This window comes from Flavobacterium rhizosphaerae (genome assembly GCF_046000445.1).
GTDB lineage: Bacteria > Bacteroidota > Bacteroidia > Flavobacteriales > Flavobacteriaceae > Flavobacterium > Flavobacterium rhizosphaerae.
The window spans coordinates 48,654-73,909 of the sequence record NZ_JBELPZ010000005.1 but is presented as its reverse complement, the minus strand read 5'-3'; the positions used below and the strand labels follow the sequence as shown (position 1 = coordinate 73,909).

The 25,256-nt window shown below is 42.0% G+C and carries 23 protein-coding genes; 12 read left to right on the top strand and 11 right to left on the bottom strand.

Features of this window, described 5'->3' with window-relative positions:
* Positions 1–51 precede the first annotated feature (51 nt).
* The 5 genes from ABS766_RS06910 (at position 52) to ABS766_RS06890 (ending at position 6,637) form a co-directional block, all read left to right on the top strand.
* Positions 52–711, top strand: coding sequence for an aspartate kinase (locus ABS766_RS06910; RefSeq protein ID WP_408084399.1), 660 nt, complete (start codon positions 52–54; stop codon positions 709–711).
* Between the two features lie 36 nt (positions 712–747).
* On the top strand, positions 748–2,910 hold the full coding sequence (locus tag ABS766_RS06905) for a M12 family metallo-peptidase (protein WP_408084398.1): 2,163 nt from the start codon (positions 748–750) through the stop codon (positions 2,908–2,910).
* A 10-nt stretch (positions 2,911–2,920) separates the two neighbouring features.
* Positions 2,921–4,021: an MBL fold metallo-hydrolase gene (locus tag ABS766_RS06900; protein ID WP_408084397.1), complete on the top strand. Its 1,101-nt coding sequence runs from the start codon at positions 2,921–2,923 to the stop codon at positions 4,019–4,021.
* Positions 4,022–4,096: 75 nt separating this feature from the next.
* Complete coding sequence (locus tag ABS766_RS06895; protein WP_408084396.1) at positions 4,097–4,750, top strand: metal-dependent transcriptional regulator; 654 nt, start codon at positions 4,097–4,099, stop codon at positions 4,748–4,750.
* A gap of 3 nt (positions 4,751–4,753) precedes the next feature.
* On the top strand, positions 4,754–6,637 hold the full coding sequence (locus ABS766_RS06890) for an Nramp family divalent metal transporter (RefSeq protein WP_408084395.1): 1,884 nt from the start codon (positions 4,754–4,756) through the stop codon (positions 6,635–6,637).
* Here ABS766_RS06890 and ABS766_RS06885 read toward each other — a convergent pair.
* From ABS766_RS06885 to ABS766_RS06870, 4 genes are all read right to left on the bottom strand, one after another.
* Entirely contained in the window at positions 6,634–6,774 is a 141-nt protein-coding gene (locus ABS766_RS06885; protein ID WP_408084394.1) for a FeoB-associated Cys-rich membrane protein, read from the bottom strand. The genes ABS766_RS06890 and ABS766_RS06885 overlap by 4 nt on opposite strands.
* Before the next feature lie 66 nt (positions 6,775–6,840).
* Positions 6,841–8,955 (bottom strand): ferrous iron transport protein B, encoded by a 2,115-nt coding sequence (gene feoB / locus ABS766_RS06880; protein WP_408084393.1) that lies wholly within the window; start codon positions 8,953–8,955, stop codon positions 6,841–6,843.
* 2 nt (positions 8,956–8,957) lie between these two features.
* Positions 8,958–9,191, bottom strand: a complete 234-nt coding sequence (locus ABS766_RS06875; protein ID WP_408084392.1) for a FeoA family protein — start codon at positions 9,189–9,191, stop codon at positions 8,958–8,960.
* 55 nt (positions 9,192–9,246) lie between these two features.
* Positions 9,247–9,942 carry an SCO family protein gene (locus tag ABS766_RS06870; RefSeq protein ID WP_408084391.1) on the bottom strand — a complete coding sequence of 232 codons (696 nt, stop codon included), beginning with the start codon at positions 9,940–9,942 and terminating at the stop codon, positions 9,247–9,249.
* A gap of 163 nt (positions 9,943–10,105) precedes the next feature.
* Here ABS766_RS06870 and ABS766_RS06865 point away from each other — a divergent pair, with 163 nt between their 5' ends.
* The 4 genes from ABS766_RS06865 (at position 10,106) to ABS766_RS06850 (ending at position 15,283) form a co-directional block, all read left to right on the top strand.
* Complete coding sequence (locus tag ABS766_RS06865; RefSeq protein WP_408084390.1) at positions 10,106–12,160, top strand: M13 family metallopeptidase; 2,055 nt, start codon at positions 10,106–10,108, stop codon at positions 12,158–12,160.
* 142 nt (positions 12,161–12,302) lie between these two features.
* Complete coding sequence (locus ABS766_RS06860) at positions 12,303–13,715, top strand: aldehyde dehydrogenase family protein (RefSeq protein WP_408084389.1); 1,413 nt, start codon at positions 12,303–12,305, stop codon at positions 13,713–13,715.
* Positions 13,716–13,780: 65 nt separating this feature from the next.
* Entirely contained in the window at positions 13,781–14,587 is an 807-nt protein-coding gene (locus tag ABS766_RS06855) for a helix-turn-helix domain-containing protein (RefSeq protein WP_408084388.1), read from the top strand.
* A 42-nt stretch (positions 14,588–14,629) separates the two neighbouring features.
* Positions 14,630–15,283, top strand: coding sequence for an HD domain-containing protein (locus ABS766_RS06850; protein WP_408084387.1), 654 nt, complete (start codon positions 14,630–14,632; stop codon positions 15,281–15,283).
* On the opposite strand, the gene ABS766_RS06845 is transcribed toward ABS766_RS06850, so the two are convergent.
* On the bottom strand, positions 15,256–16,767 hold the full coding sequence (locus ABS766_RS06845; RefSeq protein ID WP_408084386.1) for a hypothetical protein: 1,512 nt from the start codon (positions 16,765–16,767) through the stop codon (positions 15,256–15,258). The two genes, ABS766_RS06850 and ABS766_RS06845, sit on opposite strands and share 28 nt — an antisense overlap.
* A 144-nt stretch (positions 16,768–16,911) precedes the next feature.
* Between ABS766_RS06845 and yiaA the strand changes: the two genes are divergently transcribed.
* The 3 genes from yiaA (at position 16,912) to ABS766_RS06830 (ending at position 19,242) form a co-directional block, all read left to right on the top strand.
* Positions 16,912–17,361 (top strand): inner membrane protein YiaA, encoded by a 450-nt coding sequence (gene yiaA / locus ABS766_RS06840; RefSeq protein WP_408084502.1) that lies wholly within the window; start codon positions 16,912–16,914, stop codon positions 17,359–17,361.
* A 71-nt stretch (positions 17,362–17,432) separates the two neighbouring features.
* The gene (locus ABS766_RS06835; protein ID WP_408084385.1) at positions 17,433–18,689 is read left to right on the top strand and encodes a DUF2157 domain-containing protein; all 1,257 of its coding nucleotides are present in this window, start codon (positions 17,433–17,435) and stop codon (positions 18,687–18,689) included.
* Positions 18,679–19,242, top strand: a complete 564-nt coding sequence (locus ABS766_RS06830) for a GDYXXLXY domain-containing protein (RefSeq protein WP_408084384.1) — start codon at positions 18,679–18,681, stop codon at positions 19,240–19,242. The genes ABS766_RS06835 and ABS766_RS06830 overlap by 11 nt, the downstream gene beginning before the upstream one ends.
* Before the next feature lie 46 nt (positions 19,243–19,288).
* On the opposite strand, the gene ABS766_RS06825 is transcribed toward ABS766_RS06830, so the two are convergent.
* Genes ABS766_RS06825 through hemH form a run of 6 tightly spaced genes read right to left on the bottom strand, consistent with a single transcriptional unit; the run spans position 19,289 to position 25,227 of the window.
* Positions 19,289–20,071, bottom strand: coding sequence for an enoyl-CoA hydratase/isomerase family protein (locus ABS766_RS06825; RefSeq protein ID WP_408084383.1), 783 nt, complete (start codon positions 20,069–20,071; stop codon positions 19,289–19,291).
* A gap of 13 nt (positions 20,072–20,084) precedes the next feature.
* Entirely contained in the window at positions 20,085–21,584 is a 1,500-nt protein-coding gene (locus ABS766_RS06820; RefSeq protein WP_408084382.1) for a sensor histidine kinase, read from the bottom strand.
* Positions 21,585–21,589: 5 nt separating this feature from the next.
* Positions 21,590–22,147, bottom strand: coding sequence for a CopD family protein (locus ABS766_RS06815; RefSeq protein ID WP_408084381.1), 558 nt, complete (start codon positions 22,145–22,147; stop codon positions 21,590–21,592).
* 1 nt (position 22,148) lies between these two features.
* The gene (locus tag ABS766_RS06810) at positions 22,149–22,841 is read right to left on the bottom strand and encodes a hypothetical protein (RefSeq protein WP_408084380.1); all 693 of its coding nucleotides are present in this window, start codon (positions 22,839–22,841) and stop codon (positions 22,149–22,151) included.
* Between the two features lies 1 nt (position 22,842).
* Complete coding sequence (locus tag ABS766_RS06805) at positions 22,843–24,186, bottom strand: MATE family efflux transporter (RefSeq protein ID WP_408084379.1); 1,344 nt, start codon at positions 24,184–24,186, stop codon at positions 22,843–22,845.
* Between the two features lie 3 nt (positions 24,187–24,189).
* Positions 24,190–25,227: a ferrochelatase gene (hemH, locus tag ABS766_RS06800; protein WP_408084378.1), complete on the bottom strand. Its 1,038-nt coding sequence runs from the start codon at positions 25,225–25,227 to the stop codon at positions 24,190–24,192.
* Positions 25,228–25,256: the final 29 nt, after the last annotated feature.

Below are 25,256 nucleotides of genomic sequence, written 5' to 3'. Positions count from 1 at the left end.
TTTTATATCTTTACACCAACTAAAAGCTACATACACAACAAATTACACACCATGAAAACCATCTCATCAGTAGTAGAACATTACATTAAAACCAAACCATTTTTATTAAGTGCCCTTTCGCAGGGTATTATAAATTTAACCTCACTGGCCCGTACCATGATGCCTGAACTGGAGCAGGAATTAGGTAAAGATATAAAGCAGGGCGCCGTGGTCATGTCGCTAAAAAGGCTTTCAGAAGACCTCGATTTCAGGGTAAACCATAAAATAGTAAAAGTGTTGAAGAACATTGGCGAAATTACGGTGCGCTCTTCCCTTACCGATTTTTCGTTTGCTGTTTCAGATACCATACTCAACAAACAGGCAGAGCTTATAAAAACAATAAACGCCAACCCCGATGTTTTTTACACCTCATCTCGCGGGGTAAACGAAACCAATATAGTAGTAAGCTCTTCTATAAAAAATGTTGTAGAGAAATTGTTTAGTGATGAAAAACAGATTGCCCGTACCGAAGACCTGGCTTCTATTACTGTAAAACTGCCAAAAGACAACATTTCTACACCAGGCGTATATTACTATATATTCCAAAGGCTGGCCTGGGAAGGCATCATTATTAATGAGGTTATTTCTACCTCTTTTGAGTTTACCATACTGGTAAGCGAAGAAGAAGTAGACCTTGCCTTTAAGGTTATAAAAGACTTAAAAAACTTATAAGGCATCTGCTTTTATAAAATTTTCGTAATTACTTACATGAAAAAATTTTATTATATCCTGGCACTGCTTTTTGCTTTGCCTGTTTTTGCCCAGCACAAAGTAGGGCAACAAGTAGAACGCCTTATGGGGCAACAGGCCAATTTCAGGCCTGTAATGCCGCTTAGTGTAAACTCCTGGGCTGATAAAGCCCATACCGAAAAAGCTGTAAAAAATGCAACCTATGCCCGCATAAACCCGCAGGAGCTGCATACGGTAGTATCACATGCATACAATACCATAGCGCTTACACTGCCCTATAACGGTACCGATATAACATTGCTGTTGTATAAAGTAGATATAACAGCCGAAGGGTTTCATGTAGATACTGATAAGCAAAAAAACATCCCTGTTAAAAATGGGGTATACTACCGCGGTATTATAAGTGGCGATTATACATCGGTAGCTGCATTTACTTTTTTTAATGATGAGTTTAGCGGCATCGCCTCTTCTGCCCAGCTGGGCAACATTGTTGCAGGCCGCAGGCAAAAAGCTGGTAATACAACAGATTATATTGTTTACAGCGATGCCAACCTTACTGTGCTAAATAATTTTACCTGTAGTACCGATGGCGGTATTACAGGTGTGCCGGCACAGCAGTTTGGACAAAAAAGCCCCCAAAATACCTTAAGTGAGCATTGTGTAACCGTATATTTTGAGCTGGATTACAGCCTGTATGTACAAAATAATTTCAGTACCAACCAAACCGTTGCCTGGATAACGGCGGCATTTAATAATGTGCAGACTCTTTTTGCAAATGACGGTATTACCACCGCTATAAAATCTGTTTTTGTATGGACAGAGCCAGACCCTTACTCGGGTGTAGGCTCTGGTGACTATCTTTTTCAATTTTACCAGATGCGCCCTGTGTTTGATGGCGATGTAGGCCAGTTGCTGGGTATGGATAATGGCGGTTTTGGCGGCGTGGCTATAGATGTAGCCGGGTTGTGCAGCGACTATAATATAAGCTATGGCGATATTTACTTTGAATTTGAGGAGGTACCCCTTTTTTCGTGGACGGTAGAAGTAATAACCCATGAACTGGGGCACCTGTATGGCTCCCCCCACACACATGGCTGTTACTGGAATGGCAACAATACTGCCATAGATGGCTGCGGCACCGAGGCAGGCTTTGTAGAAGGCAATTGTGATGAGGGGCCTATACCAGACCCTGCCGTAAAAGGTACCATAATGAGCTATTGTCACCTGGTGCCTGGTGTGGGTATTAACTTTGCCAACGGCTTTGGGCCACAACCGGCCAACCGCATACTAAACCATATAACTTCTTCTTCATGCCTTAGTACCGATTGTATTAATACCTGCATTAATACCGTTTCTGCCTTTTCTGTAATGGATAACAGCATGCAATCGGCTACCATTATGTGGACTGATGACAACGGTGGCCCATGGGAGGTAGGCTATAATACTATTAATAGTGCTATCACAAACTGGCAAACCGTAACCGAAAACACTTTTACCGTTAATAACCTAAACCCGGAAACCTATTATACTTTTGGCGTGAGGCCAATATGCGTAGAAGGTATGGAGCCAGAAACTCACAGTGTTATATTTACCGGAGGTGCCAACTGGTGCAGTGGTGCCACATTTACTGATACGGGTGGGGCTTTTGGAAATTATGGCAATAAGCAGCACCTTATACGCACCATAAGGCCGGAAAGCCCTTCAGAAAGTTTTACGGTAACCTTTACACAGTTTAGCCTTGAAGAGAATTATGATTATATGTACGTATATGATGGTGCCGATACTACAGCACCGTTACTTGGGGCGTATACAGGTAATGAAATTCCGGGCCCTTTTGTATCATCCGCAACAGACGGCGCACTTACGTTTGAATTTATTTCTGATGAATTTTCTACCCAGGCCGGATGGAACGCAACAGTTTCATGCGTATTAGGTATAGACGAAGCTGCTTTTACACAATTTCAGTACTACCCTAACCCTACAAATGGCAACTTGCACATAAGCGCGGGGCAGACAATAAACCATATAATGGCATACAATATATCCGGCCAGTTATTGTTTGACAAAGCCGTTAACGGCACAGTAATAGATACCGATATTTCTGCGTTTGCATCAGGTGTTTATATCTTTAAAGTTACAGGAGATAACCGCGAGGCTTATTTCAGGATTATAAAACAATAGAAAACAGTACATGACAGCAATATATATAATAGCAGCCTGCATTGCATGCTTTACAGGTGGCTATTACTTTTTTAAGCAGCCAAAATTCGGCGTAAGCCCAAAAGCGCTGGCAACACAAAAAAGTAAAAACTCCCCTAATTATACAAACGGGGCATTTCAAAACCTAAGCCCCACCCCCAGCCTCGCCGAAGGTCATTCGTTTGCCGGTGTATTATGGAAATTCTTTTTTGGCAAAGGCAGGCGTAATAAGCCATTATCTGCCCTGCCTTCAGAAAAAACAAACCTCAAAACATTAAACCCTGATGAAAATGTGGTGGTATGGTTTGGGCACTCCTCATACTTTATACAGGCCGATGGTAAAACATTTTTGGCAGATCCCGTTTTTAGTGGAAATGCATCGCCTTTAAGCTTTACTACAAAAGCCTATAAAGGGTCAGACGTTTATACTACGGATGATATGCCCGATATAGATTACCTGTATATAAGCCATGACCATTGGGACCACATGGATTATGAAACCCTGCTGAAATTAAAACCTAAAGTAAAGCGGGTTATTACAGGTTTGGGCACGGGTGCACACCTGCGCCGTTGGGGGTATAGCCCTGAAACTATAAACGAATACGACTGGTATGAGCCAGTAACAATGGCACAGGGCTTTTCGGGGTATATAACTCCCGGGCGCCATTTTTCCGGCAGGGGCTTTACACGTAACAGTACCTTATGGACCTCTTTTGTTTTAAAAACGCCTTCATTTTCACTTTTTCTGGGTGGCGATTCCGGCTACGATAGTCATTTTAAAGAAATAGGCAAAAAATATGGCCCGTTTGACCTTGCTTTGCTGGAGTGCGGGCAGTACAATGAGGCATGGAGGTACATACACATGCTACCGGAACAGGTAGTACAGGCCGCTGAAGACCTTAATACCAAAAAGCTTATGCCGGTGCACTGGGCAAAATTCTCCCTTGCACTGCACAACTGGGATGAACCCATTATAAGGGTTACTGCTGCTGCGGCACGCCAAAATATGCCTATACTTACCCCCATGATAGGGCAAAAAGTACAATTAGGTACCTCTCAGCAATTTGAAGCCTGGTGGAACAGGGCTGATTAACATTTAGGCTTTCCTAAAAATGTTTTTACTTTCATCGAATGTTTGTATATTTGTAGTTACAGTACTGCAAATGAGATGACATATTCTGAAGAAAACTACCTGAAAGTAATTTACCACCTTTCTACTAATCCCACAAAAGGAATTACCACCAACGCCATTGCCGGTGTTATGGAAAGCAAGCCTTCTTCGGTAACGGATATGATACAGAAGCTGGCCGAAAAAGGTCTGGTGTCCTATAAAAAATACCAAGGTGTTACCCTTACCGAAAAAGGACGTTACACCGCGCTCATGATTGTGAGAAAGCACCGTTTATGGGAAGTGTTTCTGGTAGAAACACTGGGTTTTACCTGGGATGAGGTGCATGATGTGGCTGAACAGCTGGAACACATCAAAAGCGAGAAACTTACTGATAAACTGGAGGAATTTCTTGAATTCCCGACCGAAGATCCGCACGGCGACCCCATTCCGGACCGTAAAGGCATACTGCCCAAAAAAGAAAAAAAATTACTCTCTGATATTTCAACCGGTAAAAAAGTAATTTGTGTAGGGGTTAAAGACAGCTCCTCATCCTTTTTGCAATATCTTGATAAACAACAAATAGCCCTGGGCTCATCAATAGATGTGCTGGGCAAAGAAGATTTTGACCTTTCCCTTAACCTTGAAGTAAACGGCAAAACAGTTACTGTATCTCATAAAATAGCATCCAACCTTTTTGTAAAACCTGTATAATATATGGAAAACCGCAACAGCCATAGCCTGGAAGAAGTACATGAGTCGGTTACCACCGGCGGGCATAAATCGGTCTGGAAAAAGATACTTGCCTTTTTTGGCCCCGCCTACATGATAAGTGTAGGGTATATGGATCCCGGCAACTGGGCCACCGATATAGCGGGTGGAAGCCAGTTTGGGTATAAGCTGCTCTGGGTGTTGCTAATGAGCAATGTTATGGCGCTGTTACTACAAAGCCTCAGCGCGCGTCTGGGTATAGTAACCCGCCGCGATTTGGCACAGGCCTCGCGTGAAACCTATCCTAAAGCCGTAAATGTTATATTATACGGCCTGGCAGAAGTTGCCATTGCTGCATGCGACCTTGCCGAGGTGCTGGGTATGGCCATAGGCCTTAACCTGCTTTTTGGGCTGCCCATGTTGTGGGGTGTGGGCATTACTATGTTTGATACCTTCCTGTTACTGTTTCTGATGAACAAGGGCATAAAAAAAATGGAAGCCTTTATTATAGGGCTTATTGCCATAATAGGGCTCTCCTTCCTTGTCGAAATGTTTTTTGCCAAACCCGATATGGGCTCTGTATTTAGCGGGCTTGTACCCTCTATACCCAACAGCGCGGCACTGTACATTGCCATTGGTATTATCGGAGCCACGGTAATGCCTCACAATCTGTACCTGCATTCATCTCTGGTACAAACCCGGAAGTTCGACAGGACGTTCCAAGGTATAAAACAGGCTATAAAATATAATTTATACGATTCTGTTATAGCCCTAAACATGGCCTTTTTTGTAAATGCAGCCATTTTAATACTGGCTGCCGCTACCTTTTATACTCAGGGCATGTATAATATAGCCGATATACAGGATGCGCATAAGCTTTTAGAACCCATGCTGGGCAGCTGGGCAGCCGTATTGTTTGCCCTGGCGCTTATTGCCGCTGGGCAAAGCAGTACCATAACCGGCACGCTGGCTGGGCAAATTGTTATGGAAGGCTACCTCAACCTGCGCATACAGCCGTGGGTACGGCGTATTATTACAAGGCTTATTGCCATAGTACCCGCCTTTTTAACCATAGTATATTTTGGCGAAGGTGCAACCGGCGAGCTATTGGTACTAAGCCAAGTTATACTGAGCCTGCAACTGGGTTTTGCGGTAATTCCGCTGATTCATTTTGTTAGCGATAAAGTAAAAATGAAAGAGTTTGCCATTGGCACATGGACAAAAATTGCTTCCTGGACAATAGCACTGGTTATTGTGGCGCTAAACGCCAAATTGGTTTATGACGAGATTTTTAAATGGCTAACCACGTCTCAAGACCCTATTTACATCTGGCTATTTGTGGTACCCCTTGCCGTTGGTGCAGGTGTACTGCTCCTGTATATTATGATAGAGCCATTTGTGTTAAAAAGTCGTGCCAGGGCTACAGCGGTACCACACGTAGACCCCTTGCTGCTAACCGATTTGCCTCAAAAAAGGGAATACCGCAATATTGCCCTTGCGCTCGATTTTAGTAAAACCGATGCCCGTAGCCTTTCAAGCGCCATACAGCTGGGGGGTAAAGAGGCCACCTATACCCTGATACATATTGTTGAAACCGTAGGCGCAATGGTGCATGGCGAGCAGGCACATGATTATGAAACATCGAGCGATAAAGAATATCTGGAAACGTATAAAAAAAGCCTGGAAAACCAGGGCTATAAAGTAAACATACGGCTAAACTTTGGCAGCCCTAAAAAGCAGATACCAAATATTATAAATCAAAGTGGTGATTTTGACATTTTGATTATGGGTGCCCACGGGCATAAACTGTTAAAGGATATTATATTTGGAACTACGGTAGATGCCGTACGCCATAAAGTAGATATACCGGTAATGATTATAAAAGATTAATGACAGCCGCAGTCATCACTGCCGCAGTTGCCTGCCTTTTTCTTTTTAAAGAAAAACTTTTTTACAAGAAATGCCGTTGCACCAATCACCAAAACATATACTATAATATCCTGTAAATCCATAAGTAAAATCTTCATTAAACCGTTCAAACATTACTATAAAGTTACAACAAAATGCATACAAAGCCTAATAACCGTTAGCTTCTATTTTAGTAACTGATAAGCAATTAACGACACCACATACGCAAACGTGCTCATACTCACCAATTGTATTATTGGCCACTTCCATGAGTTGGTTTCTTTTTTTACAATAGCAAGCGTACTAATACACTGCATGGCAAAAGCATAAAAAAGCAATAACGAAATTCCGGTCGCAAAGTTAAACACTTTTTTGCCGGTAACCGGGTTTATTTCTGCTTCCATACGCTGGCTAATCGTGGCTTCGCCCTCTTTCTCTTCGGCGCTGCTGCCAATATTATAAATGGTAGCCAGCGTACCTACAAACACTTCGCGCGCCGCAAAAGATGATACTATGGCAATGCCTATTTTCCAGTCATACCCCAGCGGGCGTATGGCAGGCTCAATAGCCTTGCCCATAATACCAATATAAGAGTGTTCCAGTTGGTAGGCTGCCACTTCATCATTCAGTTCGCTTTGGGTAAAGTTACTGCTGGCTGGCTGTTGCGTAACTATAGCTTTGGCATTGTTAAAATCTTCACCCGGGCCGTGTTTGCCCAAAAACCAGATTATTATGGAGAGGGCCAGTATAATTTTTCCTGCCCCATACACAAATGCTTTAGTTTTTTCCAGCACATTAATGGCTATATTTTTAACCAGCGGTACTTTATAGTTGGGCATTTCTGCCACAAAAAAGCTTTTGTATGTGTGCTTTATTATTTTATTAAATATCCAGGCAGCCAGTATAGCCCCGCCAAAACCCAACATATATAACACCATAAGTGTAAGCCCCTGAAGGTTAAAAACACCCAGTACATAGCGGTTAGGTATAATAATAGATATTAATATGGTATATACCGGTAATCGGGCAGAACAGGTGGTAAAAGGCGTTACCAGTATAGTAATAAGCCTTTCACGCCAGTTTTCTATATTCCGCGATGCCATAATGGCCGGTATGGCGCATGCAGTACCCGACACCAATGGCACTACACTTTTACCGCTAAGGCCAAAGCGTTTCATAATTTTATCCATTAAAAAAACTACCCGGCTCATATAGCCGGTTTCTTCCAGTATGGATATAAAGAGGAATAAAAATGCAATTTGCGGAATAAATATTACAATGCCCCCTATGCCGGGAATAATACCCTCGGCAACCAAATCGGTTAATTTACCTTGGGGCATATGGGTAGCAGTATAAGAGGATAGCCATGCAAAACCTTCTTCAATAAGGTTCATGGGTATTTCAGACCAGGAAAATATCGACTGGAAAATGAGCAGTAATATGGCAAAGAAAATAATATAGCCATACACTTTATGCATCAGTATCCTGTCTAACCGCGCGCGCAGGTCTTTAGCCGTGCTTACGTCTATTTTCTGCCCCACCTTTAATACGTCATTTATAAACTGGTACCGCTTTATGGTTTCTTTTTGTTGCAGGCGTTTCAGTTCAGGCTTTGTTTTGGTAAACGATGTGCCCTGCATTTCCTTAATATCAATAATACCAAAATTGGCATCTTGGGTAATAACCAGCCAAAGTTTATAAAGTTGTTGCGTAGGGAAGGTTTTGCGGAGCCTGTCAAAATAGTCCGGATCTATAGACGATGCGTTAAGGCACGGCTGGGTAGATAGCCCTTTGTAATTTACAATAAGGTCTTTTATATGCTCTATGCCTGTATTTTTACGGGAGCTAACCAGAGCAATGCGGGTATTGAGGTGCTGCTCCAGGTAAGGCACATCAAGCGTTATCCCTTTACGCTCCATACGGTCGGCCATGTTTATAACCAGTATGGTGGGTATTTCAAGGTCTTTTATCTGGGTAAAAAGCAACAGGTTCCGCTTCAGGTTCTCTACATCGGTAACCACCACGGCTACATCGGGGTAATCCCTGTCGTTTTTATTCATCAACAGCTCAATCACCACATTCTCATCCATAGAACTGGCATTAAGGCTGTAGGTACCGGGCAGGTCAGATATGGCTCCTTTTACGCCTCCGGGCAGTTTGCAGGTGCCGGTTTTGCGTTCTACGGTAATACCGGGGTAGTTGCCCACCTGTTGGTTAAGGCCGGTAAGCCTGTTAAAAACTGAGGTTTTTCCGGTATTGGGGTTGCCTATAAGGGCTATTTTAATAACAGGGCTTGCCATGTTTATTCGGTAATTAGTACAACGTCAATCTCGGCTGCGGTATCTTTACGTATAGCCACATAGCTGCCGTTAACGTTTATATAAATAGGGTCGCCCATGGGGGCAACCTGCAAAAGTGTAACCTCATTGCCGGGCAGGCACCCCATTTCAAGTAATTTCAGCGGAATAGCCTCAATATTAAAATCGGTTATTATGGCCACCTGGCCTTTTTTAAGCCCTGCAAGTGTAGTCTTCAACTTTTATTTAGAATAAATTCAGATTGCGAAATTACAAATTAATATTCAGATAACATTAATCTCCATGCTCGCGGAGCCATTTAATATCCTCCAGCAGCTGTTTCACATTTTTTGTACCGTCTTCTTTTTCAGCATCAAGGTTGGTACCGTCATAAAAACCGCGTATCCTGCCTTTTTTGTCTACCAGTACAAAGTTTTCGGTATGCACCATATTATACAAATCCGAAGACCGGGTGGTCTTTACCGCAAGGTATGATTTTCGGGCTATGTAGTAAATATCTTCTTTTTTGCCGGTTACCAGGTTCCACTTCCCGTCAATAGCGCCTTTGCGGTCTGCATACGCCCTTAATACGGGAACCGAATCAATATCCGGGGTAACCGAGTGGGATAAAAGCATCACATCGGGCATATCAGTTATCTTATCCTGCAGCCATTCCATATTATCGGCCATAATAGGGCAAATGGTGGGGCAGGTAGTAAAAAAGAAATCGGCTACATAAATTTTACCTTCATAATCTTTATTGGTAACTATTTTACCGTTCTGGTTGGTAAAGGCAAACGGGGCTATGGTATGGTGGCGGCTAATGTGCCATATGGTACTGTCGGCAAGTTCAGGGTTTACATCGGCCGGGCTGTATATTTTAAGGTCTTTTTGTGGGGTAAGTGCCTGCATAAACAAAAACAAAATAACCCCACACAATACAATAAGGCTTACAACAAAAATCCACTGTTTTTTTAAAAAGGCAATCATGGTAAATTTTTTGCAAAATTACAAAACAATACGCCGATTGGCTGGCATTATGTGCACATATATTGGTACAAATACAATAAATTTCATTTTTAACATTTTTCGGCTGGATTTTTGAAACCCTCCTTTTCATATATTTGTAAATCTAAGTTTTAAACAGTAAAGAATGAAATTAAAAACTAATGCTCCTGCCGCATTTGCTGCACTGCTTTTGAGCAGCGTTGCAGGCATGGCACAAAACAATCAACAAAAACCAGGCATTGAAATGCAATACATGGATACAAGCGTAAAACCCGGCGATGATTTTTTTCGTTTTGTAAATGGAAAATGGTTGGATGATACTAAAATCCCTGATGACAAAACCCGTTGGGGAAGTTTTGATGAGCTAAGGGAAAACACTAATAATGATGCTCTTGCCATTTTAAAAAGGGCTGCCGCCAATAAATCTTTAAGCCCTAAAAGTGATGAGGGTAAGGCAGCCGGTTTGTACAATACCATTATGGATACCGTGGCGCGTAACAAAGCCGGGGTAAAACCGCTTAAACCTTATATTGCAAAAATTGACAAGGTAAAAGACGTAAAAAGTTTACAGGCGTTGCTTGAAGAGATGGAATGGGAAGGCGGACTTGGATTTTTTGGTGTTGGCGTTGGCGCCGATGCCAAAGACAGTAACCGCAACGTGGTACATTTAGGCCCGGGAAGTTTGGGCTTACCTGACCGCGACTATTATGTATCTGATGATGCCGACAGTAAGGAAAAGAGGGAAAAATATGTACAGCATGTAGCCCGTATGCTGCAATATGTTGGCTATAAGCCAGAACAGGCTGCCATAAGCGCAAAAAAAATACTGGAGCTGGAAACGGCAATGGCACAGCCGAGGCTGGATCGCGTAGAACGCCGCGACAGCCGTAAGAGCTATAACCCAATGAGTATTGCCGACCTGCAAAAATTAACTACGTCTATTAAATGGAATGAGTACCTGGCAGGCGTTGGCATAGCTAATATTGATACCATTATTGTGACACAGCCCAAGTACATGGCTGCACTGGATGACATCCTGAAAAAGGGTGATGTGGCTACCTGGGAAGATTATATGAAGTGGACATTAATTAACCATTCGGCAAATTATCTTTCTACTGATATTGAAACAGCCGATTGGGAATTTTACAACAAAACCCTTCGTGGTGCCCTTAAAGAAGAAACCCGCGATAAAAATGCCCTGCAAACTGTAAACGGCAGTGTAGGCGAAGCACTGGGTAAGCTGTATGTTGCTGAAAAATTTCCGCCCGAAGCAAAAGAGAAAGCCGAAATTATGATTAAAAATGTAATGAAGGCTTATGAAAACCGTATTAACCGCCTGCCATGGATGGCTAAAAGCACCCGTGAGTCTGCTATTGAAAAACTAAACAGGCTACAGATAAAAATTGGCTATCCGGACAAGTGGAAAGATTATTCGGCACTTACTATAAACAATCCTGCAAATGGTGGTACTTTTTTTAACAACATGAAAAATGTGGCCCGCTGGAGGTATAAAAAAAATCTTGAAGACCTGAACAAACCGGTTGATAAAACCGAATGGCACATGGCGCCGCAAATTGTAAATGCCTACTTTAACCCGGCCTATAACGAAATTGTATTTCCTGCCGGAATATTACAGCCTCCGTTTTATGATTACAAGGCTGATGAAGCGGTAAACTATGGCGGCATTGGCGCCGTTATAGGGCACGAAATATCACACGGCTTTGATGATTCAGGATCACGTTATAATGCCGATGGTAATCTGGTAAACTGGTGGAGCGATGAAGACCTTGAAAAATTTACCGGCCTTGGTGGCGCCCTTGCAGACCAGTACAGTGCGTTACAACCGCTACCGGGCACTTATGTAGATGGTAAGTTTACGCTGGGTGAAAATATTGGTGACCTTGGCGGTGTAAACGCTGCTTATGACGGACTTATGCTATATTTAAAAGAGCATGGCAGCCCCGGCCTGATTGACGGATTTACACCCCAACAGCGTTTCTTTATCAGCTGGGCTACCATCTGGAGGACAAAAATGAGGGACGAAGCCATTAAAAACCAGGTAAAAACAGACCCGCACTCTCCGGGCATGTACCGCGCCTACGTGCCATTGCAAAATGTAGATGCGTTTTATGATGCATTTAATATTGAGCAAGGCGATAAAATGTATGTAGTACCTGAAAAGCGTGTAAAAATCTGGTAATTTAAAACCAAAAATAGTTATAGGGCTGTCTTAAAAAGGCAGCCCTTTTTTATTGAACGTTTTAACAAAACAACACTGAACGTTTCAACAAAATAAAGCTAAGAGGTAAGCCGGAACTTTGTTGTATTAAAAATTCAACAGAATGAAAACAATAGACAAAATGTATGTAAACGGCGCCTTTGTAACCCCGCATGGCACCGAATTGTTTGACCTTATTAACCCTTCCAACAATCAAAAAATAGGCGAAGTGGTTTTGGGAGATGAAACTGATGTTCAGGCTGCAGTAGCGGCTGCAAAAGAAGCTTTTAAATCTTTTTCAAAAAGCAGCCGCGAAGAGCGCATTGCCATATTGCAACGCATGTATGATGCTGTAAACCGCAGGAAAGATGAGCTTATAGAAATTATGATAACCGAATATGGCGGCACCAGGCAGTTTTGCAATAACAGCATTGGCTTTGCCCTTTCCGGCATTTCATCGGTAATAGAAATTTTAAAAACATTTTGCTTTGAGCGTAAAACAGGCAGCGCCAATGTTATTATGGAACCGGTGGGTGTAGTAGGCGTTATCACACCGTGGAACTCAAGCACGGGCTTTATTTGCAGCAAACTCTCTAACGCTATTGCGGCAGGGTGTACTACTGTTATAAAACCAAGCGAAATGAGTGCCCTGCAAACCGATTTATTGCTGCAGTGCTTTGCCGAAGCCAATGTACCAAAAGGTATTTATAATGTAGTTAACGGCCGTGGCGATGTTGTGGGCGCCGAAATTACACGCCATCCGGATATTGCCAAGATTTCGTTTACAGGCTCTACCGCGGTAGGTAAAGCTATTGCCCGTGGCGCTGTAGATACTATGAAACGCGTAACGCTTGAACTGGGTGGCAAATCGCCTAACATATTACTGGATGATGCCGATTTGGCTACCGCTGTACCTATGGCAGTATTTGGTGCGTATATGAACAGTGGACAGGCCTGTATTGCCCCAACGCGGTTGTTAGTGCCGCAAAACAGGCTGGGCGAGGTAGAACAACTGGCAAAAGTCGCTGTTACACAGGTTAAGGTGGGTAACCCGGCAGATGAAGATACTGCCGTAGGCCCAATGGTAAGCCAGAAACAGTATGAACGTGTGCAAAATTATATAAATACAGGCCTTGAAGAAGGTGCTGAGCTATTGGCAGGCGGCCCCGGCAAGCCGGATGGGCTGGAAGCCGGTAATTTTGTAAAACCTACAATTTTTACCAATGTAAACAACAATATGCGTATTGCCCGCGAAGAAATTTTTGGCCCTGTGCTTAGCATTATAACCTATAAAGATGAAGAAGATGCTATAGCCATAGCTAACGATACTACTTATGGCCTGCATGCCTATATCAGTTCGGCTGATGAAGAAAGGGCAAAAAAAGTTGCCGGCAGGATAGATGCCGGACGCATTGCCATAAACGGTTTTAAGCATGATCCTATGGCGCCATTCGGCGGGTTTAAGCAATCAGGCATAGGGCGCGAATTTGGCGTGTACGGCCTTGAAGAATACCTTGAAACCAAATCTGTACTGTAAATATAATATCGGTGGCTATACCTTTAGCCACCCTTTTTTATTAATATAAATGGTATCTTTAACTTATGGATACGCTTGATACTATTATACCCGCCATACGCTATTCATGCTATTTTACCCGCAGCAGGGTGGGTGAACAGTTTGTACCGGAACATTCCCTGGTATATGTACTTTCGGGCAAAACGGTTATGACCGATGTTTTGGGCACCAAAACTTTTACAGAAGGCAATATCTATTTTTGCCGCCGCAACAGTTTGGCAAAATTTGAAAAAGAACCGGGAAAAGAGGGCGAATACCGTTCGGTATCTATTTTTCTTACACGGGAACTTTTACATACCATAAGCCTGAAATATGGTTATAAAGCCGGGGAAGAAAAAGATCTGTCCACATTTCATTCTTTAGAAAATGCATCCCTGTTGGCAGATTTTATGCAGTCTTTAAAACAATACGAAAATCTTTTCAGCAAGCCGGGAAGCCAAAGCCTTATGATGCTGAAGCAGGAAGAAGCTGTATTGCTTTTGGTGCAGTTATACCCAAAACTGGTAAATATACTTTTTGATTTTTCAGAGCCCGGCAAGATAGACCTGGAAGCTTTCATGAAAAAAAATTATCATTTCAACGTAAGCCTGGAACGTTTTGCATACCTCACCGGGCGCAGCCTGAGTACCTTTAAGCGTGATTTTGAAAAAATATTCAGCACCACCCCCAACCGTTGGCTGCAGCAGCGCAGGCTACAGGAGGCTTTTTACCTCATAAAAGAAAAAGGCAAATCGGTTAGCGAAGTTTATCTGGACCTTGGTTTTGAAAATCTTTCGCATTTTAGTTATGCTTTTAAAAAACAGTTTGGTTTATCGCCATCGCAGGTTAGGTAAAATTTATAGTATAGCTTACTTTTGCAGCATAAAAATTTTATAATGAACGATGCCGCCCTTATACACGCCACTATAACTTTTGTAAAACAACAGCTTGCCGATGCCGAAGGCGGGCACGACTGGTTTCATATACAACGTGTATATAACAATGCCCTGCATATTGCCGAAACTGAACCGTGTAACTTTACGGTAGTAAAACTGGGGGCATTACTGCACGATATAGCCGACAGCAAATTTCATAACGGCGATGAAACCGTGGGCCCCAGGATGGCAAGGAAATTTCTGGAGAGCAACAATGTTGATAAAGACATTATTGAACACGTTATTGCCATAATAGAAAATATATCTTTTAAGGGCGGAAATACAGAGCGCAGTTTTAGCAGTAAAGAGCTGGAAATTGTTCAGGATGCTGACAGGCTTGATGCGCTTGGGGCTATTGGCATTGCACGCGCTTTTAACTATGGCGGATTTAAAAACCGGGCACTGCATGACCCAAACATTGCACCCAACCTCAACATGAGCAAAGAGGAATATAAAAAAAGCACTGCCCCTACCCTAAACCATTTTTATGAAAAACTGCTGTTACTCAAAAACCGTATGAATACCCAAACCGGTAAAAAAATAGCCGAAGGCCGCCACATCTATATGGAAGGTTTTTTGGCACAGTTTTATGCTGAATGGGACGGTGAATTGTAGTGCAGTAACTCCAGGGTAGTGTGGTAAACCGGTTTTTGATTTGTTTTAGAAAGTAGCCATGCGGTAAAGCCCAGTACAAAAAGGTCTTCTTTTTCATCAGGCTTTAGTAAACCCAGTACCTCTGCTTTAAAACCGGGGGTTTTTATAATATCAGTATTTAGCAAATACTTTTCAACCAGCAGTGCATACTGCATAACCCGGTTTTCTTTTACCTCCAATAAATATTTTTTATAGCGCTTTTTAAAGCTTTTAAGTTGTGAGAGGGCTAGCTCAGTATACTCAAATTCAGCCAGTATAATAATAGCAAGCAGGGCTTTGCGTATGGCCCACACCATACCCATACGCTTTTCATACCAGCTGTCAGTATGGTTAAAACTGTTCATTACTTTCAGGGCCTTTTTATCGCTTTGCTGTGTATACATCATGGCGAGGCACAATTGCAGGTCGTTCACATCAACACTGTTTCGGTGTGGTGCGGGTGCGGCTAATGCCTTTTCGGTAACAGCTATAGCAGTAGCGGCATTGCCTGTAAAATTGGCATTGAGCCCCACAAGCAAAACGTGCCTTAAGGCAAACCGGTTATAATACCGCCTGTCCTGCTTTTGCATCTGCTCCCCCATTAGGGTGAGGTAATGGCGGCTCTCATCAAAATTATGATTACGCAAGTAGATATTCGCTATAAAATAGAGAATGTAAATATGGTAATACAGCTGGCCGTCCGCTTGCTGGCCACGTGATGAAATAAAGGCATAACTCTTTTGGGCAAACGGCGCTATAAGGGTAAAATTGTTTTGTATAGTAGCATACTCATTGGCAATAAACAGTATTTGGTAAAGCGATTTAAACGTCAATATTTCCTTAATAGATACCCCAAGTGATTTCATGGTTTGGGCAACCAGGGCGGTAAGATCAATAATTTTGCCCTTATGTTGAATTTCATCCAGTTCCCTGCGCAGTAAGGCATACCCCATATTAAGTTGTTCCTCAAGCTGCAGTTTCCTGCGGTTATCCTTAAACTTAACCAAAATACCATCAAGCTTAGCAGCCGGGTTAAGGTGGGCATACTGCACCTGCGTATGGTAAATTTCATTCATCAGGCTAAAATTTTCCATTGCCATTGCTTTATTTTCGGCTTTTTCTAAACATTTAAACGCTGTTTTAGTGAGCTGGTGTTCTAAAAAAAAGCGGCTCACTACCAAAAGCCGTAGTGTTTCGTGGGCTTCGCCCGTAGTGGTTTCAAACGTTCGGTTGGCCATAAAATTAACCAGGCTGTCATACAGGCGCTTTCTTAAGGCATGGTAAGCATCGCGGCTATCTTTGCTTTTATATAATTTTTTTAAGCTATTTATATCATCAGTTTCTAACAATTTAAAATACTGAATGTTTTTAGTACCCTTACGTTTATTATTTTTATCAAGATAGCTTATAAAAAGTTTTTTATCTTCATAATCCATGAGTTTTATAATATCTTCTATCGCATTCATAAATAATAATTTACAGCAATAAATATAATTATTATATCATCAGTTTTATAATAAAAAAGGGTTTTGAATGGTTATTTTTTGGCGCAGCTTTGCTTCTGTAAATCATTAATACTATAATTTATGGAACCGCTAAAAACATTTGATATGCCTGTGCCATCAGCTAAAAAAGAAAAGAAAAACACTAACGGCATGCTGCCACTAAAACCAAGCCCGGCCTTTATAGGGGCCTCATGGTTTGTGCTTATTGTTGGCATGGTATCTTACTGCATTGGTTTGTGGAATGCCGAAATGCAGTTAAACGAAAAAGGATATTATTTTACCATATTGCTCTTTGGGCTGTTCTCTGTAATATCGGTACAAAAAAGCGTGCGCGATAAACTTGAAGGGCTACCGGTTACCGAAATGTATTATGGCCTGAGCTGGTTTGCCACCATTGCCAGCCTGGTATTGCTGGTGGTAGGGTTATGGAATGCCGATTTATGGCTGAGCGAAAAAGGTTTTTACGGCATGTCGTTCACCCTTAGCCTGTTTGCTGCCATATCGGTACAAAAAAACACCCGCGACCTGAAACAATTTGAGGAACTAACCAACTAACCGTTTTAGCGGTGAACCCTGTGGCGGTTTTGATACCGCTGCGGGGTTTTATAATCTTAAAATTTTATGTTATGAATAAAAAAGAGATAGACGAGCTGCTAGAACATAATATTATAAGCAGCGAAACTGCCCGGGCCATTACAACTTATTATGAACAGAAAAAGCGGCCCACAGAAGGCTGGCTTTTGGCTGTTTTTGGTATAGTGGGGGCTGCACTTGCCGGCTTGGGAATTATATTACTATTTGCCCACAACTGGGATAACTTTACCAAAACTACCCGCACCCTGTTGGCTTTCCTGCCGCTGGTTATAGCCCAGGCACTGGCAGTATATACTTATATAAAAAATAAAAGCCGCGGCTGGCAGGAAACAGCGGCAACACTGCTGCTTTTTGCTGTTGGCGCCTGCATAGCATTAATTTCTCAAATATATAATATACCCGGTGATATACATACGTACACTGCAACTCTCATATTATTATGCCTGCCCCTGGTGTATATTTTTCGTTCTTACGCGTTATGGATACTATTACTCTTGTGCAGCACAAGCTATGGAGGTGCAACCACTGCCGGGGAGCACCCCCCTTACCTGTATTTTGTTTTTATTACCCTGCTGTTGCCTTTTTACTTCAGGATGCTTAAAAACAATGCGCAGGGCAATACAGCAATAGTTTCGGGCTGGCTGATACCCCTCAGTGTGGTAAGTTGCCTATATGCTTTTTCTCCGGCAGATTCTTTTTTAATACTCATTTATATGGCTATGGGTTGTGTTTTTTATACTATAACCCTCACCCCCTATTTTAGCCAAAGGCGGAGAGCCGCTACCGGTTACCGCTTTTTTGGTATTGCAACCCAGCTACCTGTTTTATTCATAGGCACTTTTAATACATCCTGGCAAATTACAGCCTTAGATGCAAGGTTTGAAAACCTTTGGTTTGTGTTGGCAGTGGTATTATCCGCTTTAATATTGTGCTTTGCCGTAGCCGTTAAAAAACAAACCATTACATTATATGCTGCTACAGCAGTGTTGTATCCGGCTATTTTTGCATTGGCGCTGGCAAGCGAAGTTATAGCTATGGTATTGTGCAACATTTTACTGCTGGTTATTGGTATTGCTACTGTTTATAAAGGTATTAAGACTTATAATTTCGGGAAACTTAACTTTGGGCTGATTGTAATAGCCCTGCTTACGCTTTGCCGCTTTTTTGATACTGACATAAGCTTTGAACTGCGGGGCATATTATTTTTAATAGTAGGCCTGGGCTTTTTTGCGGCCAACTACATACTCATCAAAAAGAAACAAAATAAAAATATAAGCCATGAAAACTAAATATATAATTATTACCCTGGCAGCCACACTACTGGCACAGTTATTTGTACCGCTAAAAATGGTGTACGATAACGAAATTACGGTTACACAGGGTAAGATATTCCGGTTTAGAACAAAACCTGTTGACCCAAATGACCCTTTTAGGGGAAAATATATTTCACTTGATTATGAAGCCGACACTATTGCTGCCCTTCCGGGTGTCTGGGAGCAAGGCGAAAAAGCCTACGCCATGCTGGAGCATGATGCCGAAGGTTTTGCCCGTATTTCTTCCCTTGTACATGACAGGCCTGATAATGATACTGATTATATACAGGTAACTTTAAGTTACAATATAAACGGCACGCAGTATTTTGATTTGCCTTTTGACCGTTTTTATATGGAAGAAAGTAAAGCGCCAAAGGCTGAAACAGCTTACAGGGAATATAATAACAGACAAAGCAGGGTGCTGCCTGCCTATGCCCTTGTGGCGGTAAGCCACGGCAATGCTGTATTAAAAGATGTTATTATAGGCGGAAAACCTATTAAAGAATATTTAGAGTATGATGAAAAATAAAACAGAGCGTAAAAAAGCCGATTAGAAAACTAACCGGCTTTTTTTGTTATTTACCCGGAAACTCCGGCTTCCGTTTTTTTAAAAAAGCAGTAGTGCCTTCTTTAAAATCTACAGTACCAAAAGCTTCTCCAAAAGATTTTATTTCTACGTTATAACCGTCTGCACCTTCTTCAAAACCTGCGTTTACAGCTTTAATAGCTTTGGCTATGGCAACAGGGGAGTTTTTGGTGATTTTAGCAGCTATACCTCTGGCAAAATCCAGGAGCTCCGCTTGTGGCACTACATGGTTTACCAGTCCCCAGGCCAGCGCATCGGGCGCAGTAACCATGCCTGCCGTCATTATCATTTCCATAGCACGGCCTTTGCCTATAAGCTGTGGCAGGCGTTGTGTGCCACCATAACCCGGTATTACCCCAAGCGATACTTCCGGCAGGCCCATTCTGGCATTTTCACTTGCAATCCTGAAATGGCATGCCATGGCCAGTTCCAGTCCGCCGCCAAGCGCAAAACCATTTATAGCGGCAATTACGGGTGTGCGTAAGTTCTGTACAAGGTCAAACAGTAGAATTTGTCCCTCAGCAGCCAGTTTTTCGCCTTCTTCCTCATCAAAATGAGCAAATTCTGCTATATCGGCCCCGGCAACAAAAGCCTTTTCGCCACTGCCTGTTATAATAATAGCCTTAACCAACGCGTCAGCATCAAGAGCTTTAAATGCCTCATGAAGGTCTATAATAGTTTGCTTGTTAAGGGCATTAAGTTTTGATGGCCTGTTAATAGTTATTAGCCCTAAATTATTTTCGGTTACAACCGTAATGTTTTCAAAAGTCATAGTAGTTATGTTATTATGTTTTATAGATATCTCCTTCGGGCCCTACATAAATTATGGGTAACGATACATAAAAAACCGTACCCTTACCGGGGGTACTGTCAAAAGTTATAGCGCCGTTATAATTTTCAACAATATTTTTAATAATACCCAGCCCAAGTCCCATACCACTTGTTTTGGTAGTAAACTTAGGCTCGAAGATACGGCTTTTATTTTCCATGCTTATGCCCTTACCGTTATCGGCAACGGCTATTTTAGCCATATCACCTTTACGGTACACGCGCACGTCTACATGCGGGTCGGGGTTGTCTTCATCAATAGCCTGTATCGCATTTTTTACCAGATTGGTGATAATACGTATCAGCTGGGTGCGGTCCATCCGGGTAATAATATCCGGTTCACCGGCATGAAAAGTAATAAAGCTTTCATTAAAAATTTCAAGGGCAAGCTGCACTACCTTTACCACATTAAGTGTTTCATTTTGTTGTGCCGGCATAGAGGCAAAACTGCTGAAAGCCGATGCCACCGATGTCATGGTATCTATTTGTTGTATAAGCGTATTGCTGTATTCTGCCAGTTTCTCGTGTATTTGCGGGTCGTCAGGGTTAAACTTTCGCTGAAAACTCTGTACAGTAAGCCGCATGGGGGTAAGCGGATTTTTGATTTCGTGCGCTACCTGTTTGGCCATTTCGCGCCAGGCTTCTTCACGCTCTTTTTGCGCCAGCTTGGCGGCGCTTTCATCCAGCTCATCAATCAGGTTGTTATATGAATTCACCAGCAGGCTTATCTCCTGTGGCGAATCGGTCATGTGTATTTTCTGGTTTATACGGTTTAGCCGGGTTTCCTTAATACGGTCGCTCACTTCTTTTATTGACTTTGTAATATAGCTACTTAGAAAATAGGCTATTATAATAGATATAAGAAGCATAAATGAATATACCTGGCCAAAGCGTATCATAAAATTGTTTATCTCTTTTTCATAATACCCGTCATCTTCAATATAGGGCAGGTTAAGTATACCCAGGGGCTTAAATTTATTATCGGTAATATAACTATAGGAAGAGCGAAACCTTTTGCCGTTTTCAGATTTAAGGTCTACATATCTTTTTTCGGCAGTAGAGCGTATTACTTTTAAAATTTTTGATGGAATACGCTGTGCTATGGTATCTACCGAAAAGGCTGCGGTTGAAGATTTTATCAGATGGCCGTCCAGTCCATAAATATTAATCTCCATACCGTGTATATTTGCCAGATCATGAATTTTATCCCGGAAAATGAGGGGAAGATTTTCTGCCGTAAGCGGATAGGTAGTGGTAGAGAGTACATAATTAATATTTTGCTTTATGGTGGCCTCTTTACGCTCCAGCCTGTCCTGGTGATATTCTATGGCTTCTTTTTTAAACTGGTATATAGATACGGTAGCAATAAGAAACGAGGCAATAAGCGTAATAAAAATAAGCGAAAAGAATATCCTTACCCGTAATGACCACCGCCTTATTTTAAATTTTTCGTTCATACCCTTCAGGAGTTGTTGCGCTCCCGTATCTTCTTATAAAATTTATAACCCAGCATAAGCAACATGCTAAATACTATAATGCCCACTACACCAAATATCCAGCTTAAGGTGTTTTTTAAAATTACCAAAAAAACCACTGCAAACAAAATAAGCGTGGCACCCTCATTCCACAGGCGCATAAACCCGGTAGTGTATTTAACCTCATTTCGCTGTAATTGCTTAAATATCTGGTGGCATTTTAAATGGTAGGCATACAACAGCAATACAAATGCCAGTTTTACATGCATCCATGGCATGGTTAGTACCAGGTTGCCCCGATAGGTAAAAAACAGCATGGTAAAAGCAAAAATACTGGCCAGTATGGCTGAAGGCCAGGTGATGATGTACCACAGGCGGTAACTCATCAATATATATTGTTTGGTAAGTATTTCTTTTTCGGGCGATGGCTTATCATTGGCTTCTATATGGTATACAAAGAGACGGACAATATAAAACAACCCCGCAAACCAGGTAATTATAAATATAAGGTGTAATGCTTTTATGTAATCGTAATATTGATCCATATTAAAATTTATAAAACAGCTTTAAATCAAAATTAAAATTTATGTTAGTATCATTACCTGCCTCTTTTCTGTAGCCGTCAATCTCAAAAAGCCCCAGGTTTCCTTCGTCATCGCCGCTTATATCAACTTCTGTTTTGCCGGTAACGTTATTAAAATTTACATTCCTGAATTTTACTCCCAATCCGGTAGTAAGGGTAAGTCCAAGTTTTTTTGTAAAATAAAATAGCAGGTTATAATTAATGTTTAAACCTGTTTTTATACGTCGGTAATCTGCAGTCGTATATTTATACGTGTAAATATTTTCATTATACCTGTCGTTATAAAAAACATCGGTATGGTGAATATAAAACAGTTCGGCTGAAAGTAAGTGCTTAAGTTTAGAAGTCGGCCTCAAATCATAATAAATTTCAGGCCTTACTTCATATAGCTTGTAATCTTTGTTTACAATATTGTTATCATCATTACGCGTAAAGTTAAATGATGTATCATAATTGCCATAGCCTGCAGATAAGCCTGCCCACCACCGTGAACTTATTTTATGCATAAAGCCCACTTTATAACGGGGTGCATACGAAAATGTAGGGGTAAAAAGACTGAAAGTGAGTACTGATTCAGATTCATCTCTTGTTATTTCCTGTGCTGACATAACTGTAAAAACACAAAACATTAGCAATGACAATGCTGTTTTTTTCATTTTAAGTTGCATCGGTAAGGTGGTTACTCATTTCTTTTTTCAGGAAAATGCCCGTTACCAGCGTACTCATTACATCGGCAATTGGGAAGGATATCCATACTCCAAAAATACCGAAAAAATGTGGCAGTATAAGTATCAACGGTATTAAGAAAAAGCCTTGTTTTGTGAGTGTAAGCAGCAGGGCTTTTGTTGCCTTGCCTGCGGCCTGAAAGTAAGCCGCACCAATAAGCTGCACCGCTATAATAGGCGATGCGGCAAAAACCCAACGCAGTGCCCCGGGGGTATCTTTAATCACTTCGGCATCGGTAGTAAATATACTTACTATAGGCCTGGCAAATATCAGAATCACTGCAAAAACCACTATGGCAAGCCCACCGGCATATAGTAAAGCGGTATTGATTGTCTTGCGGACCCTTCCGTAATTTTCGGCGCCATAATTATAGCCCGCTATAGGCATAAAGCCTTGTGTAATACCCAATACGGGGAACAGCATAAACATAAGCATACGGCTTATAATGCCATAAACTGTTACAGCATGCTCTCCGCCCTGTGCAAAAAGTGTATGGTTTAAGATAATAGCAAGGATGCTGATAACACCCTGCCGTGCAAAGGTTACAAAACTTAAAGAGAGTATTTCACCTGCCAGTTTAGTATGCCATACAAAGTGCCTTAGTTTTACTTTTAATTCACTCCTGTAAATAAAAAACCAGAGCACATATAAAAAGCATACAAAGAAGGAGGTGGCTGTTGCCAGGCCGGAACCAAAAAGGCCCCACCCCAGTATTTTTATAAAAAGCACATCGCACACCAGGTTGGTTATTGCCGAAAGTATCATGGCTATCATGGCATGCTTGGCCTTATCTTCGGCACGTATTACATTGTTACCCATCATGCAAAATGCCTGAAAAGGCACCGCAATAAGCACAGGAAAGTAAAACTGTCCGGCAGGTTCTTTAATATCTCCTGCTGCTCCAAAAGCATACAACACCTGGTCGCTAAATACCAGCCCTGCCGCAACGGCTATAGCCGATATAATGAACGTCATGATAATCTGGTGGGCAAAGGTGTTGTTGGCCTTATCTTTATCTCCGCTGCCAAGGGCACGGCTTAAAACAGAGCTGCCCCCTATACCTATAGCCATACCCAGAGAGGATATAAAAAAGGTAAGCGGCATTACTACCGATATTGCCGCAATAGCCAAAGACCCTATCCAGCGGCCTACAAAAATAGTATCAACAAGCACGTTGACTGACATAAACAGGATACCTATAGATGCCGGTACCGATTGTTTTATAAGCAGGCTTTTAATGCTTTTAGTGGCGAGGTCTTGCGAGGCGACTCCCATTATTTATGTTACCGGCATTTCGGCGTGTGCCCATTCATTAATCCAATTGGCTACTACGCCTACCCATTCATCACCATCATTAAGGCAGGGTATTGCCAAAAAATTTTCTCCACCGTGTTCTTTAAAATCTTCATTAGCGCGCATGGCAATTTCTTCCAGCGTTTCCAGACAGTCGCTCACAAAAGCAGGGGTAACTACAGCAAGGTTTTTAATGCCTTTGGCCGGCATAGCATTTACCTCAACATCAGTATAGGGGTCAAGCCATTTATCGCCTGATAGCCGTGACTGAAAAGTTTGCGAATATTTATCTTTTGGTATGCCAAGCCGCTCTACCACAAGGCGGGTAGTTTCATAACACTGGTGGCGGTAGCAAAATGCATGTGCAGCACTTTCGGTTACGCAGCAGGTGTCATTTATTTTGCAATGGCTTTTGGTTACATCGGTTTTACGTATGTGCCGCTCAGGTATGCCGTGGTAGCTAAACAGCAGGTGGTCATACTCAAAACCTTCAAGCCCTTTTTTAATGGAGTTGGCCAGTGCCGTAATATAATCGGGTTTGTTGTAGAAGGCAGGCACATCAGTAAAGCGCATGTGGGGGAATTTCTTTTTACGGATTTCCTCTGCCTGTACCAATATGGTTAGTGTACTTGCCATGGCATACTGCGGGTATAATGGAAAAAGCAATACATCTGTAACGCCCTTATCCGAAAGTTCCTGCAGGCCACTTTCTATAGAAGGCTGTCCATAGCGCATAGAAAGCGCAACGGGTAGTTCTGTTTTTTGCTGCACCTTATCCTGCAGCCTTTTGCTTAGCACAATTAACGGAGAACCTTCGTCCCACCATATTTTTTCATATGCTTCTGCCGATGATTCCTGCCTTTTCCTGAATGTAAGTATGATGCCGCGTACCACAAGGGCACGTACTAAAAAAGGTATATCAATAACATACTTATCCATTAAAAACTCGTCCAGGTAAGGTTTTACATCCTTTGGCGTTGGGCTTTGCGGCGAGCCCAGGTTTACTAACAATACTCCTTTCATGTTTGTTTTTTGTTTGTTTACTCCTGCAA

Excerpts from the sequence above, each read along its gene's own strand:
- ABS766_RS06855 (WP_408084388.1), top strand. The coding sequence starts at position 13,781 with ATGGATACGCTTGATACTATTATACCCGCCATACGCTATTCATGCTAT.
- ABS766_RS06890 (WP_408084395.1), top strand. The coding sequence starts at position 4,754 with ATGGAAAACCGCAACAGCCATAGCCTGGAAGAAGTACATGAGTCGGTT.
- ABS766_RS06815 (WP_408084381.1), bottom strand. The coding sequence starts at position 22,147 with ATGGATCAATATTACGATTACATAAAAGCATTACACCTTATATTTATA.
- ABS766_RS06910 (WP_408084399.1), top strand. The coding sequence starts at position 52 with ATGAAAACCATCTCATCAGTAGTAGAACATTACATTAAAACCAAACCA.
- ABS766_RS06805 (WP_408084379.1), bottom strand. The coding sequence starts at position 24,186 with ATGGGAGTCGCCTCGCAAGACCTCGCCACTAAAAGCATTAAAAGCCTG.
- ABS766_RS06900 (WP_408084397.1), top strand. The coding sequence starts at position 2,921 with ATGACAGCAATATATATAATAGCAGCCTGCATTGCATGCTTTACAGGT.
- hemH (WP_408084378.1), bottom strand. The coding sequence starts at position 25,227 with ATGAAAGGAGTATTGTTAGTAAACCTGGGCTCGCCGCAAAGCCCAACG.
- ABS766_RS06825 (WP_408084383.1), bottom strand. The coding sequence starts at position 20,071 with ATGACTTTTGAAAACATTACGGTTGTAACCGAAAATAATTTAGGGCTA.
- ABS766_RS06865 (WP_408084390.1), top strand. The coding sequence starts at position 10,106 with ATGAAATTAAAAACTAATGCTCCTGCCGCATTTGCTGCACTGCTTTTG.
- ABS766_RS06870 (WP_408084391.1), bottom strand. The coding sequence starts at position 9,942 with ATGATTGCCTTTTTAAAAAAACAGTGGATTTTTGTTGTAAGCCTTATT.
- ABS766_RS06905 (WP_408084398.1), top strand. The coding sequence starts at position 748 with ATGAAAAAATTTTATTATATCCTGGCACTGCTTTTTGCTTTGCCTGTT.
- ABS766_RS06830 (WP_408084384.1), top strand. The coding sequence starts at position 18,679 with ATGAAAACTAAATATATAATTATTACCCTGGCAGCCACACTACTGGCA.
- ABS766_RS06835 (WP_408084385.1), top strand. The coding sequence starts at position 17,433 with ATGAATAAAAAAGAGATAGACGAGCTGCTAGAACATAATATTATAAGC.
- feoB (WP_408084393.1), bottom strand. The coding sequence starts at position 8,955 with ATGGCAAGCCCTGTTATTAAAATAGCCCTTATAGGCAACCCCAATACC.
- ABS766_RS06810 (WP_408084380.1), bottom strand. The coding sequence starts at position 22,841 with ATGAAAAAAACAGCATTGTCATTGCTAATGTTTTGTGTTTTTACAGTT.
- ABS766_RS06850 (WP_408084387.1), top strand. The coding sequence starts at position 14,630 with ATGAACGATGCCGCCCTTATACACGCCACTATAACTTTTGTAAAACAA.
- ABS766_RS06820 (WP_408084382.1), bottom strand. The coding sequence starts at position 21,584 with ATGAACGAAAAATTTAAAATAAGGCGGTGGTCATTACGGGTAAGGATA.
- ABS766_RS06845 (WP_408084386.1), bottom strand. The coding sequence starts at position 16,767 with ATGAATGCGATAGAAGATATTATAAAACTCATGGATTATGAAGATAAA.
- ABS766_RS06885 (WP_408084394.1), bottom strand. The coding sequence starts at position 6,774 with ATGAAGATTTTACTTATGGATTTACAGGATATTATAGTATATGTTTTG.
- yiaA (WP_408084502.1), top strand. The coding sequence starts at position 16,912 with ATGCCTGTGCCATCAGCTAAAAAAGAAAAGAAAAACACTAACGGCATG.
- ABS766_RS06895 (WP_408084396.1), top strand. The coding sequence starts at position 4,097 with ATGACATATTCTGAAGAAAACTACCTGAAAGTAATTTACCACCTTTCT.
- ABS766_RS06860 (WP_408084389.1), top strand. The coding sequence starts at position 12,303 with ATGAAAACAATAGACAAAATGTATGTAAACGGCGCCTTTGTAACCCCG.